At 37.9% G+C, this 14160-nt stretch carries 10 protein-coding genes; all 10 read right to left on the reverse strand.

Annotation, left to right across the window (positions count from 1 at the left end):
* Positions 1 to 523: 523 nt before the first annotated feature.
* Positions 524 to 1036, reverse strand: coding sequence for a PTS glucose transporter subunit IIA (crr, locus tag CICURV3402_RS03205; protein ID WP_158379835.1), 513 nt, complete (start codon positions 1034 to 1036; stop codon positions 524 to 526).
* A 136-nt stretch (positions 1037 to 1172) separates the two neighbouring features.
* Complete coding sequence (ptsI, locus tag CICURV3402_RS03210) at positions 1173 to 2897, reverse strand: phosphoenolpyruvate-protein phosphotransferase PtsI (RefSeq protein ID WP_158379836.1); 1725 nt, start codon at positions 2895 to 2897, stop codon at positions 1173 to 1175.
* Positions 2898 to 2947: 50 nt separating this feature from the next.
* Positions 2948 to 3205: a phosphocarrier protein Hpr gene (ptsH, locus tag CICURV3402_RS03215; RefSeq protein WP_158367375.1), complete on the reverse strand. Its 258-nt coding sequence runs from the start codon at positions 3203 to 3205 to the stop codon at positions 2948 to 2950.
* Positions 3206 to 3376: 171 nt separating this feature from the next.
* Positions 3377 to 5242 (reverse strand): DEAD/DEAH family ATP-dependent RNA helicase, encoded by a 1866-nt coding sequence (locus tag CICURV3402_RS03220; RefSeq protein ID WP_487249580.1) that lies wholly within the window; start codon positions 5240 to 5242, stop codon positions 3377 to 3379.
* Positions 5243 to 5682: 440 nt separating this feature from the next.
* The gene (gene pnp, locus CICURV3402_RS03225; protein ID WP_158379837.1) at positions 5683 to 7827 is read right to left on the reverse strand and encodes a polyribonucleotide nucleotidyltransferase; all 2145 of its coding nucleotides are present in this window, start codon (positions 7825 to 7827) and stop codon (positions 5683 to 5685) included.
* Positions 7828 to 7976: 149 nt separating this feature from the next.
* On the reverse strand, positions 7977 to 8246 hold the full coding sequence (gene rpsO / locus CICURV3402_RS03230) for a 30S ribosomal protein S15 (RefSeq protein WP_158379838.1): 270 nt from the start codon (positions 8244 to 8246) through the stop codon (positions 7977 to 7979).
* A 247-nt stretch (positions 8247 to 8493) separates the two neighbouring features.
* Positions 8494 to 9438 (reverse strand): tRNA pseudouridine(55) synthase TruB, encoded by a 945-nt coding sequence (truB, locus tag CICURV3402_RS03235; protein ID WP_158379839.1) that lies wholly within the window; start codon positions 9436 to 9438, stop codon positions 8494 to 8496.
* Entirely contained in the window at positions 9428 to 9844 is a 417-nt protein-coding gene (gene rbfA, locus CICURV3402_RS03240; protein WP_187306945.1) for a 30S ribosome-binding factor RbfA, read from the reverse strand. The genes truB and rbfA overlap by 11 nt, the downstream gene beginning before the upstream one ends.
* Before the next feature lie 65 nt (positions 9845 to 9909).
* Complete coding sequence (infB, locus tag CICURV3402_RS03245) at positions 9910 to 12558, reverse strand: translation initiation factor IF-2 (protein WP_158379841.1); 2649 nt, start codon at positions 12556 to 12558, stop codon at positions 9910 to 9912.
* A gap of 108 nt (positions 12559 to 12666) precedes the next feature.
* A complete protein-coding gene (gene nusA / locus CICURV3402_RS03250; RefSeq protein ID WP_158379842.1) occupies positions 12667 to 14151 on the reverse strand; it encodes a transcription termination factor NusA in 1485 nt (494 codons plus the stop codon).
* Between the last annotated feature and the right edge of the window lie 9 nt (positions 14152 to 14160).

Consider the following 14160-nt stretch of genomic DNA (forward strand, 5'->3'; position numbering starts at 1 on the left):
TATCAAGGAGGGTTTACCCGTTCTAAACTTAAGCAAGCTCAACATAATTTTGTCAGACTCAGTGAAAGATTAGTCAGTAAAAACGCGCAATGTTTAAAAAACTTCGCACTTCGTTTAATAATATTTCGGCTGCCATCAGTAGTATTGATGCTTATCAATCAGCTGATGTTTCTGAAAAAGTTCATTAAATTCGATGGAAGTTTGTTATAGTGTCGTGACGTGTACTATTCTTGATGTATTAAAATCGAACTATAAGTTTTATGAGGCTAAGCAAAAACCCAAAATATAGTTTTGGTACTTTAAATGAGTCAGATGTAGATTCAATTAATAACCTATTAGAAAAATCTATTTCTACCTCTGCGACTACATGGGCTCCTGAAATTTCAACATTAACGAAAAAAGAAAATTTTATTCCTACGAATACCCCCCTAATAAAATAGCAGGCGAAAAATTCTTTTCAGTTAGAGACGGGATCTAAAAGAGGGGTCTATAAGATATTTTTCTGATGTTAAAATAAAATATCTTATTTTCTAATACGAAGAATAGGTGTTTCACCTGCTTTGACTTGACCTGTGAGTTTTATCATGTCTTTCATTTCGTCCATATTAGAAATTACAACAGGCGTGAGACAAGATTTCGCTTTATTTAAAAGTAGCGATAGATCAAATTTAAGAATCACCTCTCCTTTTTGAACATACTGGCCTTCTTTTGCAATACGTTTAAACCCTTCGCCTTTTAGCTCAACAGTATCAATACCAAAATGAACAAAAAGCTCAATACCATTATCGGATTGCATAGAAAAAGCATGATTGGTTTCAAAAATTTTTCCAATGGTGCCGTCAATCGGCGCTCTTATTTTGTTGCCTGTAGGTTTGATAGCAATACCGTCACCTACAATTTTTTCGGCAAAAACAACATCCGGGACCTGTTCAATTGGAATAATTTCCCCAGATATAGGAGAATAAATATCAATGATTCTATTTGATTTTTTATTATCTGATGAAATCCATGATTTTAATTTATCGATCAACCCCATGATTTTTTCCTGGATATTAATATTTAGTTTGGTATTTTAAGGCGATTCATTCTACGAATGAATAAGCCTGTGTTTTTATAACAAGAAGTTATTTTTATTGTTTCCAGGTTTCTTTGTGTAATAACGGTCTATAGTATTATGTCGATTCCGTTTTAGAGAAACGGCTAAGCACATTCATAATGTCTTCAGTGGTTGCTTGACTCAGTACTTCTTCAGCGAGTTTTTTTGCTTCTGAAAATATTGTTTTACGAATAATCCCCTTTATTTTTGGGATTGCAATCGCACTCATACTAAATTCATCCAGCCCCATGCCGAGTAGTAAACAGGCCGAACTTTTATCACCTGCAAATTCACCACACATGCCCGTCCATTTGCCTTCTGAATGAGAAGCATCAATGACCCTTTTTATTAAGTTGAGTACAGAAGGAGACATGGGATTATAAATATGGGCAATGAGTTCATTTCCACGATCAACTGCTAAAGTATATTGCGTCAAATCATTTGTACCGATACTAAAGAAATCCACTTCTTTTGCAAGGTGATGAGCATTAATAGCTGCAGATGGTGTTTCTACCATAATACCTATTTGAATTTTTTCATCAAAATTAATTTTTTTGCGGCGTAATTGTTCTTTCAATAATTCTATTTCTGATTTGAGTATGCGTATTTCTTCAACAGAAATAATCATCGGAAAAATGATTTTGAGTTTCCCAAAATTAGAAGCCCGTAAAATAGCTCGTAATTGGGTATGTAATATATCTTTACGATCTAAGCTAATCCGAATCGCCCTCCATCCAAGAAAAGGATTCTGCTCTTTTGGAAGGTTCATGTAGGGTAAATCTTTATCACCTCCGATATCCATAGTACGAATGATTACAGGCTTTGGAGACATGGTTTCAGCGACAGTTTTATAGTTTTCAAATTGCTCCTGTTCTGTCGGAAAATCATTCCGGTTCATAAAAATGAATTCCGTACGATACAGCCCGATGCCTTCTGCGCCATTATTTTTAGCACCACGGATATCATTTGCAGTACCAATATTCGCAAAAATTTCAACTTGATGCCCATCGTGAGTCACGGCGGGTAAATTTTTTAACTGAACGAGTTCTTCTTTTTCAGTCATATATTGATGTTTAAATTCTATTAACTTATTGATAATATCTTGAGTGGGATTGACATAAACTCTGTTATTAATACCATCAAGAATTAAATTCTCTCCATTTTTAATTTTTTTTGTGGCATCTTTAGTGCCAACAATAGCGGGTAATTCAAGTGAACGAGCCATAATAGAAGTATGAGAAGTACGGCCACCCAAGTCAGTGATAAACCCTAACACTTTTTCAAGATCAAGTTGTGCGGTTTCAGAAGGGGTTAAATCTACAGCCACTAGAATTACCTCTTCCGTCATGGTGCCAAGATCAGTTACAGGTAAGCCAAACATATTTTTAAGAAGACGTTTTCCAATATCACGTATATCGACAGCCCGCTCTTTAAGATATTCATCATCTAATTCTTCCAACTCTGTAGCTTGAGCTTCAATCAAAAAATGAACAGCAGAATCAGCAGACACCTTTTTATTTTTAATACGATGGATGACATCTTTTTCAAATTCTTTATCTTCTAATAGCAGGATGTGTCCATCAAAAATGACGGCTTTTTCTTCGCCTAATGTCATCTTAGCTTTCGTTCTGATGGCCTCAAGTTGTTCAGAAGATTTCGTACAAGCCCTTATGAAACGATCTATTTCAAAATCAACCAGCGCTGGAGAAATATGATTCGAATTGATGGTAATTTTTTTTTCTACTAGCAAATAGGCTTTAGCAAAAGCTATCCCCTCGGACACTAGAATGCCTGAAATCATTAGATTTCCTTATTTTTTATAAAAATTTTAACATTAAAACAGTCGAGGCTTTACTCAAGTTCTGCCAGTAATTTGGCTAAATATTCAACCGCCTTTTGTTCGTCTTCACCCTCAGCTGATATAACAATACTAGTACCTTTAGCTAAACCTAAAGTTTGCAATTTAAATAGGCTTTTGGCACTGGCATTTTTTCCGTCTGAAATAACTTTAATATCACAGTTAAATTGTTTTGATTCTTTAACAAATTGGGCAGCTGGACGTGTGTGTAAACCATTCGGAGCTTTAATAGTAACTTCTTGTTCAAACATTATGTTTACCTAAGTTGAAAAAATATAATGAAATTACGCTTATTATCAGTTCTCGGCTCTTGTCAGTTTTCGATTATTATGTCTCGATTTTTTCCTACTTAATACCCTAGCTGACAAGCTGTCGTTGCTTTTTTTATAATGAATACCAATGAAACCTAGAGGTCATGTTTTTTAACGAGCCACTCCTGCAAATGAACGACGATGCTGAGTATCATACGGACGATTTTGATCGCTGAGTGAACGAGTTGATCTCCTGTCTGAGGATGGGCGACGTTCCCGGCGCTCTTGCGGACAATTACCTAAAAGCCTAATATTGATAGGCTTATTAAGAATATGTGTACGACTGCAATGAGACACAATCTTTTTGTGTATTTCTTTTGGCAGCTCGATGGTCGAATAGGAAGGAAACAAGCTGATGTTGCCAATATAACGGCTGCTAATATCACCTTCATTTGCAATAGCCCCCACTATGTGACGAATCTCTACACCATCATTACGACCCACTTCAATACGATACAGTTGCATTTCTCCAATATCGCGTCTTTCTCGGTAAGAAGGGCGTTCAGACGCGTCACTATAATCACGCCGGCGATGAGTTGAACGGACCTCTCTTTCATGACATTCGCGCCGCGCTGAACGAACAGGATCTGGCGGTAAAATTAACGGACGCTCACTCTGAGCCATTTTTAGCAAAGCGGCTGCGGTTATTTCTAAATCAAATGGTTCTTCTGGTCGTAATTTTTTTAGTAAAGTTTTATACATTTCTAAATCACTGCTTTCAATGTGTTGTCTGACTGTAGCGGCAAATTTTTCTAATCTACGTTGGCTGAGTAATTCTGCTTTGGGTAACTGAATCTCCGGAATAGGCTGTTTTATAACACGTTCGATATTTTTTAATAAACGGCGCTCGCGATTTTCAACAAATAACAAGGCACGCCCGGCCCTGCCGGCTCTTCCTGTACGACCGATACGGTGAACATAAGACTCAGAATCCATGGGAATATCATAATTAACAACAAGACTAATACGATCAACGTCCAAGCCTCTTGCGGCTACATCAGTAGCAATTAAAATATCCAAACGACCATCTTTTAATCGCTCTAAAGTTTGTTCACGTAAAGATTGGTTCATATCACCGTTTAACGCTGCACTGTTATAACCACTATCTTCCAATGCTTCTGTGACTTCCAGCGTGGCGTTTTTTGTTCGTACAAAAATAATAGCAGCATCAAAATCTTCTGCTTCTAAAAAACGCACTAAAGCCTGGTTTTTACGCATACCAAACACGGGCCAGTAACTTTGAGTTATATCAGGTTTAGTAGTGACATTAGAATGAATGCGAACTTCTTTTGGCTCCTTCATGAAACGACGAGTAATGCGGCGAATAGCGTCTGGCATAGTCGCAGAGAAAAGTGCTGTTTGATGTTCGGCTGGGATTTTAGCCAGGATGTTTTCCACATCTTCTATAAATCCCATACGCAGCATTTCATCAGCCTCATCTAATACTAGACCTGTCAACGAAGATAAATTCAAAGTACCTCGTTTTAGGTGATCTAATAAACGCCCTGGGGTACCTACTACAATCTGTGGTCCTTGACGTAAAGCTTTTAATTGAACGTGATACGGTTGCCCCCCATAAAGTGCTAATACGTTAATGCCTTTCATATACTTAGAAAAATTGGTGAATGCTTGAGCAACTTGAACCGCGAGTTCACGGGTGGGTGCTAACACCAGAATTTGCGGGGCTTTGATATCAGGTTTAATATTCTGTAAAAGAGGTAAACTAAAAGCTGCTGTTTTTCCGCTTCCGGTTTGTGCCATTCCGAGCACATCACAACCGTTTAGTAGATATGGAATACATTCCAGTTGGATAGGAGAAGGTTTTTCGTATCCTAAATCAGTAAGAGCAGAAATAATAGATGGGGAGAGCCTCAATGTAGAAAAAGAGATAGGTAACTCAATCGTCATGTAAAATGCCTCATTAAAAATGGCGGCCAGTCTACATAACTTGTCGAAAAAACATGGAATGATTTTCATTGAAAAGTGTGAACTGGCTCAAATTAAATTATAAAAAACAACAATGATCTACTAGTTAGGTATATAGTTGGGGGTAAAACAAAAATAAATCAGTTGGGCGCTTATTTATTTTTTGTTTTTAATTCTTTACCCTCTAATAAATGCGCCTATTTTTGATCTATCAGTGCCAATTCTGACAACTCATATCGAAGGCTTTATAGACAGTATCAAAATTTGTGCCTGTGTTAAATGAGTTCCTAAATATTTAGGATAGTTAAATTTTAAAATCTATTAAGAAACCTCCAATCCTTAAGAAAGAATTACGTTCAAACACTCAGAAACAAAGGGTCGGTATTATACAGCACTCCTCTCTTATATAAAAGCTACACTTAATTTGGCACCCTGTTATGCGCTTTTATTTAATGGGCCTGCCCTAAATTTTTTTTAAAAAAATTTATTGTTTATGCGATCCTCTCGAAAGAGGAATCTACAGGAGTATCTTCTATTTTATTTTTAGAAGTATCCGCTATAGCATCTTTGATGCTTAAACGAATACGGCCTTGGCGATCAATCTCTAAAACTTTGACTGCTATCTGTTGCTTTAATTTTAAATGATCTGTTACTTTTTCTACCCTACCTTCAGCGATCTGCGAAATATGAACCAACCCTTCTTTAGCAAAGGCAATCGAAACAAAAGCACCATAATCTGCAATGCGGGTTACTGTTCCTTGATAAATGCTTCCTACTTCAATATTGGCTGTAATTTCTTCGATGCGTTGTTGAGCAAAAGCAGCACTTTTTTGACTTAAAGCAGCAATAGTAATATTACCATCATCTGAGATATCAATCTTAGTATCCGTTTCATCAGATAGCGCACGGATCACCGCTCCCCCTTTACCAATAACATCTTTAATTTTTTCAGGATTGATTTTTATATTGTAGATATGAGGCGCATACTGAGAGATGGTAGAACGTGCTGAACTAATGACCTGATTCATCACACTCAAAATATGCAAACGTGCCGCTTTTGCGTAATACAAAGCAGATTGCATAATTTCAAGTGTAATACCTTGAATTTTCATATCCATTTGCAATGCAGTAATGCCTTCAGAAGTCCCTGCTATTTTAAAATCCATATCACCGAGATGATCTTCATCTCCTAAAATATCAGATAACACGATAAATTTATCTTCTTCTTTGACGAGCCCCATAGCAATACCTGCAACGGCAGATTTGATAGGAACACCTGCATCCATAAGGGCAAGAGAAGCACCACAGACTGAGGCCATCGAAGAAGAGCCATTTGATTCTGTAATTTCTGAAACCACTCGAACAGTGTAAGGAAACTCTTCTATATTCGGCATCACAGCCATTAATGCTCTTTTTGCTAAACGAGCATGACCGATTTCACGTCGTTTAGGTGAGCCAAGAATGCCTGTTTCTCCTACAGAATAAGGTGGAAAATTATAATGAAATAGAAAAGAATCTGAGCGTTCGCCCATCAGATCATCTATTGTTTGCAGATCACGAGAGGTACCCAAAGTCGTTGTGACCAATGCTTGAGTTTCACCACGAGTAAATAGTGCCGAACCGTGTGTACGTGGTAAAATACCTATACAAGCGTGTAAAGCCCGAATCATATCTTTATCACGACCATCAATACGAGGCTCGTCTTTTAAAAGACGTTGCCGCACGAGATTTTTCTCAAAATCGTAAAGAATATCTTGAATTTGCTCCGTATTTATAGTTTCTTTTTCTTTTAAAATCCTTTCAATAATCTTTATCTTTATCTCATTGAGTTTAGCGTAACGTTCTTGTTTATCGGTAACAAGATAAGCGTTGCTTAAATCTCTTTTATCCTCTTCTGTAATAGAGGCTCTCAATTTTTCATCCACAATTTTAGGTGTACAAGGCCATTTTGGTTTCCCTGCCTTTTTCACTAGATCATTAATACTTTCAATGACGATCTGCTGCTGCTCATGACCGAAAATAATAGCGCCTAACATTTGCTCTTCAGTTAAAACATTGGCTTCTGATTCAACCATTAAAACTCCGTTTTTTGTACCGGCAACCACTAAATTTAAATCACTTTTTTTTAACTCTTCAGGAGTAGGATTAAGGACATACGCCCCATTGATCAATCCAACACGGGCAGCGCCTATAGGCTCATGAAATGGGATGCCGGATAAGCTTAATACAGCAGAGGTGCCTATCATAGCAACGATGTCTGGATTCACCTTCGGATTCACAGAAACGACAGTCGCTATAACCTGTACTTCATTTAAAAAATCTTTAGGAAATAGAGGTCTGATAGGACGATCAATTAAACGAGAAGTTAAAGTTTCCCCTTCGTTTGGGCGAGTTTCACGTCGAAAAAAATTACTGGGAATACGGCCAACAGCATAGCTGCGTTCTTGATAATGTACGCTTAAAGGGAAAAATGTTTTTCCAGGTTTGGCCTCTTTTTGGGCGACGACAGTAACCAAAACGGCAGTACCTTCAATGATTACCATTACAGAGGCCGTAGCTTGGCGGGCCATCATGCCTGTTTCTATGGTGACTTTAAGCTGCCCGTAATCAAATCTACAGATAGTCGGAGTGAACAAAATAGTATCCTTTTCTTATATAATAGGCGTTGTGAAATTTTTTATGATGCTTATTTCTAAATCAATATCAGAAAGCGATAAAATTGATATTTTAGATAAACTGTAGAAAAAGGGGCCAATTGGCCCCTTTAATGTGATTATTTTCTGCATTATTTACGTAGACCTAAGGATTGTATCAGATCTGTATATTTGGATATATTTCGTTTTTTTAAGTAATCAAGCAACTTACGACGCTGAGAGACCATGCGCAAGAGACCCCTTCGGCTATGATGATCTTTTTTATGTTCTAAAAAATGTTTTTGCAAATCATTAATTCTTAATGTCAGAAGAGCAACTTGAACTTGAGTAGAACCTGTATCATGAGCAGAACTAGTATGCTCAAGTATTACTTTGGCTTTTTGTTTAGCATTTAGAGACATAATTTTTAACCTTAACAATGTAATAGAATGGACCCGATCTCTAATTCAGAAATTGATTACATCAAGCTTTTTGTCATTCTATTTTGTGTTGATATTCTCCCTTCTTAAAGTAGTAGGGTATTTCTAATAGATCATAGCCAAATGTATTTTGATTGATCATAATCATTGATTATGAAATAAACAATTATGGTGGCTTTTATTGAACATCTTGTTCTTGAATGTCAAAATCACGTAATTTTATAACGCCTTATAAAGAATCTGCAACATTTCTTAATAAACGTTTTGGCGCGATTCGGCCATGAGCATCAATAATACCAATACCAATAAAATGACGCTCACCACCTTCAGTGAGGCGTACCATGATGGTGTCAGTAGGATTGTCAAAAAACGAAACGGGCTGACCTTGTTTAATACAAGCAGCAGCGCCAGATTCTAAGTTAACTTCTGGAAGGTGTAAAGCAGTGCTCTCAATTGGCAGTAGCAATACATCTATTGCAGAGCCTAAAGTATTATTTTGCAATGTCAGTTCTTCAAGTTTTTCTAATGTCACCATGTAGTCATGCGTGTAATCTGCTAACTGTAAACGACGAAGATCTCTAACATAAGCACCGCAGCCTAATACTTCGCCTAAATCGTCTACTATTGTTCTAATATAGGTGCCTTTAGAGCAATGAATTTCAAGTTCTAGTTCATGACCCTCCCAACGAAGACATTGTAAATCAAATACAGTAATGCGACGAGCTTCACGGTCTAATGTCACTCCTTGACGTGCATATTCATATAGAGGTCTTCCTTGATGTTTTAATGCAGAATACATAGAAGGGATTTGTAAAATAGGCCCTCTAAATTTTTCTAGGGCTTCGTCTAACTGAGGTTGCGTAAATGTGATTTCTCGTTTGTTAATAACGCTGCCTTCAGCATCAGAGGTTTCTGTTGTATGACCCAGATAAGCAGTCACTCGATAGCGTTTATCTGCATTAAGCAAAAATGGCGAAAATTTAGTAGCCTCACCAAAGCAAATCGGCAACATGCCTGTTGCTAAAGGGTCCAATGCACCTGTATGTCCCGCACGACGGGCAGCAAAAATAGATTTTACTTTTTGTAAAACTTGATTTGAAGAAAAATTCTTGGGCTTATCTAATAATAAAATCCCATTAACATCACGACCGGAGCGCCGGCGTTTAAATTGCATTTTTGATATTACTGTCAGTTTTTTGATGTTTTTGATCCGACTTAGTAACATAAGTTACTAAGTTATACATACGTATGCCTTCGATTAACGAGTCATCATAAATAAAAGTCAGGTTCGGCACTATTCGTAGGCACATTGATTTCCCCAATAATACTCGGATATAGCCAGAAGATTCTTGAAGAGCCTTAAGCCCATCTGTCTGATGGTAATCAGGTGCCATACTTTCTGTTAAATCATTGAGAAACGTTACAAAAATTTTTGCATAGGCTAAGTCACGAGACATTTTAACGCTGGAAACAGTGACCATTCCAACTCTTGGATCTTTAATTTCACGTTGAAGGATGAGGGCAATTTCTCTTTGTATCTCGTGAGATACACGTTGAGCACGACTAAATTCTTTCATGATATTTGCCTCCAAATAAATTGAGGTTTAACAAGCTCATTGAGATAGATATTACTTATGTTGTATTTTTAAGAAATAGTTCTTTTAATTTCAATTATTTTAAAAACTTCAATCGTATCGTTCACTTGTACATCATAATTTTTCACTCCAATACCACATTCTATTCCATTACGTACTTCGTTTACGTCATCTTTGAAACGACGTAAAGATTCTAGTTCACCCTCATAGATAACCACATGATTACGGAGTACACGAATAGGACTGCTGCGTTTAATCAGGCCTTCAACAACCATACAACCAGCAATGGTCCCAAATTTTGGAGATTTAAATACGTCACGAACCTCTGCAAGACCAATAATTTTTTGTTCATATTTTGGTGCAAGCATGCCACTCATGGCTTGCTTAACTTCATCAAGCAAATCATAAATAACAGAGTAGTAACGTAAATTTAAGTTTTCTGCTTCTACTAAACGACGCGTTGTCGCATCAGCGCGAACATTAAAGCCTAGAATAATTGCGTTGGATGCTGCTGCTAAAGTCGCATCTGTTTCTGTAATACATCCCACACCTGAACCAATGATTTTAATTTTCACTTCATTTGTCGACAATTTTTGTAATGCCTCTCTGATGGCTTCACAAGAACCCTGTACATCAGACTTTAATACAATATTTAATTCTGAAATTTCACCTTCCTTCAGGTTATCAAACATATTCTCAAGTTTTGATTTCTGTTGGCGAGCCAGCTTGATTTCACGAAATTTACCTTGTCGATACAAAGCAACTTCGCGCGCTTTTTTCTCATTACGAACAACAGTCACTGCATCTCCTGCAGAAGGAACACTAGACAACCCAAGAATTTCTACTGGGATAGAGGGGCCAGCAGAAATCACTTCAAGGCCTAATTCATTACGCATTGCACGTAATCTACCGTATTGAAGGCCACATAAAACAATATCTCCCTTATTTAGGGTACCTTCTTTTACTAAGACTGTTGCAACTGGACCCCGGCCTTTGTCTAAGAAAGACTCTATAACCACTCCATTGGCCATACCGCTTTTTACGGCTTTTAGCTCAAGGACTTCTGCTTGCAATAAGATAGCGTTAAGAAGATCGTCAATACCTGTTCCTACTTTTGCAGATACATGAATGAATTGAGAATCGCCACCCCATTCTTCAGGTTGAATACCATATTGTGTCAATTCGTTTTTGACACGAACGGGATCCGCTTCTGCTTTATCTACTTTATTGACCGCAACCACCACTGGAACTTTGGCAGCTCTAGCATGCTGAATCGCTTCAATAGTTTGAGGCATAACCCCATCATCGGCCGCGACCACTAATACAACGATATCCGTTGCCTGGGCACCTCGAGCTCTCATAGACGTAAAAGCCGCATGTCCTGGAGTATCTAAAAAAGTGATCATGCCATTTTCTGTTTCAACGTGATAAGCCCCAATATGTTGCGTAATTCCGCCAGCTTCTCCTGTGGCTACCTTTGTTGAGCGAATATAATCTAGTAATGAGGTTTTCCCATGATCAACATGACCCATAATAGTCACAACAGGTGCACGATGCACTGTTAAAACACCGGTATCTCTATCACTCATTAAAGCTTCTTCTAGCTCATTTTCCTGTCTCAGGATCACTTTATGACCCATTTCTTCTGCTATTAATTGTGCGGTTTCTTGAGCTATCACTTGATTAATTGTTGCCATAGCGCCCAATTTCATCATGGCCTTAATTACTTGAGAACCTTTAACGGCCATTTTATTAGCTAATTCAGCAACACTGATGGTTTCACCAATCACGACATCACGATTAAGAGCGACAAGAGGCTTATTAAAGCTTTGTTGTAAGGCACTTGGCTTACGTTTACTTTTTCGAACGACTGCTCTAGCTTCTTCACGATCCGATTTGGACTCAGAGAGTTTATTGGTCTTTTTCTGTTTTGTTGTTTTAGTCCCACGATGACGACTACGTCGATCTCCTTCAACTTTAGCGTCATTTTCGTCTTCTGCAGCACGAGCGTGTTCTGAAGTTGTTAGATGGTAATCCGCCGAATCAATTTGATCTGTCACCAGCTCTGACCACTTAGCTTCATTTTCAATGGCCATTTTTCGAGCTTGTTCGGCAACACGCTTTGCTTCCTCTTCGAGTTTACGCCTGACCTCTTCTTCGGCAAAACGCCTCAGCGATGAGGTTTCTGCTGCACGCCGCGATTTTTCAGATTGAGCTTCTTTTTTCTGTTTTTCTTTAAGAGAAAAGCATTCTTTTTTGGGAGATTCGATTTTTGCTGTTTCAATGGCTTTAGTTTTAAGCGATTTTTGAGAAGACGTTTTATTGAGTGGTTCTTGAGAAAATGTATTTTTTGTTGTTTTATATATTTTAGCGTTTTTCTCTTCTGGAAGAGGCGCTTCTAGCTTTGTGATAGATGGATTAACATAAGTACGTTTTTTACGTACTTCAATATGCACAGTTTTACTTTTTCCGCCAGTGAGTTGAATGTTTAAAATACTACGAGTTTTTCGTTGCAAAGTAAGCTGATTATCCACGGTGCCCTGTTGACGATTAAGGTGCGCCAGCAATTTTTCTTTTTCTTGCTGGGTTACAGCATCCGCTTGCGATTTTTTGATCCCTGCATCAAAAAATTGCTGAACTAAACGATCAACAGAAGTTTTAATTTCTTCTGCCAGCGATTTTACGGTTACATCTGTCATGCTATTCCTTCCTAAACTACAAGTTTATTACGTATTATTTTTAAGCTCATTAAAATTAAGTCATTTCCGCTAATATTGCGAAAGAATTTAAAAATTCTGGGTAAATGTTTAGGTATTATCATCGCTAAACCAACAAATCCCGCGGGCAGCCATAATCAGCTCGCCGGCCTTATCATTACTCAGACCCTCAATATCAGCCAAATCGTCAATAGACTGCTCAGCCAGATCTTCCAGAGTGGATATGCCAGATGCAGATAATCTAAAAGCAATTTTAGAATCCATATTGGGTAAATTTAATAAATTATCAGAGGGGAAGTTATCACTAAAATTTTCTGCTAAGGCAAGGGTGGTTAATGTTTTTTTAGCTCGATCACGCAATGCATTAACCATTTCTTCGTCAAGCCCTTCTATCTCTAATAGTTCCTCAATAGGGACACAAACCAATTCTTCTAAAGAAGATAAACCTTCTTCAATTAAAACTTCAGCAAATTCTTTATCAATATTCAGGTGTTGAATAAAAGTATGTATAATAGAGTCGACTTCATCTTGATTTTTTGACTGTAGTTCTGCTGCCGTCATCACATTTAATTCCCAACCACTGAGTCGTGAAGCCAAACGCACATTTTGCCCATTACGTCCAATCGCTTGAGCCAAGTGAGTAGCTTCGACAGCTATATCCATTGTATGCTTATCTTCATCTATGGTGACACTAACCACCTCTGCAGGTGCCATTGCGTTAATGACAAACTGCACAGGATTATCATCCCATAAAATAATATCGATACGTTCACCGCCCAATTCAGTGGAAACAGCTTGAACACGAGCCCCTCTCATTCCTACACAAGCGCCCACGGGGTCAATACGTTTATCATTACTTTTTACTGCAATTTTCGCTCGAGAAGCAGGATCTCTCGCAGCGGCTTTGATTTCAATCAATTCTTCGCCAATTTCAGGGACTTCAATACGAAATAACTCTATCAGCATTTCTGGGCGTGAACGACTGATAAACAATTGAGCCCCTCGTGCTTCAGGACGCACATCATACAAAACACCACGAATACGATCACCTGTACGGATGTTTTCTCTTGGCAACATGTCTTCGCGACTAATAATACCTTCGGTATTATTCCCCAGATCAAGATAAATATTTTCACGAGTCGCTTTTTTTACTACGCCGGTGACAATTTTCCCCTGATGCTGACGAAACTGCTCAACGAGCATCGCCCTCTCGGCCTCTCTGACTTTTTGTACTATGACCTGTTTGGCTGTTTGTGTTGTAATTCGATTAAAAATGACAGATTCAATTTGATCTTCAAAATAATCACCGAGCTGAATTTGAGAATCTTGAAACTGAGCCGCCTCTAAAGTGATTTCTCGTGTGGGTGATGTCACAATATCAACGGCGAGCCAACGACGAAAAGTATCAAAATCGCCGGTTTTACGATTAATGTTAATACGAACTTCAATGTCTTGATCATATTTTTTTTTTGTTGCTGTTGCTAATGCGCTTTCTAATGCCTCGAAAATTTTTTCGCGAGGAAGAGATTTTTCGTTTGAGACGGCTTCTACAACAGCTAAAATTTCTTTGTTCATAACTACTTG

The organism is Candidatus Williamhamiltonella defendens (assembly GCF_900699045.1).
Classification (GTDB): Bacteria; Pseudomonadota; Gammaproteobacteria; order Enterobacterales; family Enterobacteriaceae; genus Hamiltonella; species Hamiltonella defensa_A.

Coding starts and splice junctions, on each gene's coding strand:
- truB (WP_158379839.1), bottom strand. CDS start 9,438: ATGCAATTTAAACGCCGGCGCTCCGGTCGTGATGTTAATGGGATTTTA.
- infB (WP_158379841.1), bottom strand. CDS start 12,558: ATGACAGATGTAACCGTAAAATCGCTGGCAGAAGAAATTAAAACTTCT.
- CICURV3402_RS03220 (WP_487249580.1), bottom strand. CDS start 5,242: ATGAAAATCATTCCATGTTTTTTCGACAAGTTATGTAGACTGGCCGCC.
- rpsO (WP_158379838.1), bottom strand. CDS start 8,246: ATGTCTCTAAATGCTAAACAAAAAGCCAAAGTAATACTTGAGCATACT.
- ptsI (WP_158379836.1), bottom strand. CDS start 2,897: ATGATTTCAGGCATTCTAGTGTCCGAGGGGATAGCTTTTGCTAAAGCC.
- nusA (WP_158379842.1), bottom strand. CDS start 14,151: ATGAACAAAGAAATTTTAGCTGTTGTAGAAGCCGTCTCAAACGAAAAA.
- ptsH (WP_158367375.1), bottom strand. CDS start 3,205: ATGTTTGAACAAGAAGTTACTATTAAAGCTCCGAATGGTTTACACACA.
- crr (WP_158379835.1), bottom strand. CDS start 1,036: ATGGGGTTGATCGATAAATTAAAATCATGGATTTCATCAGATAATAAA.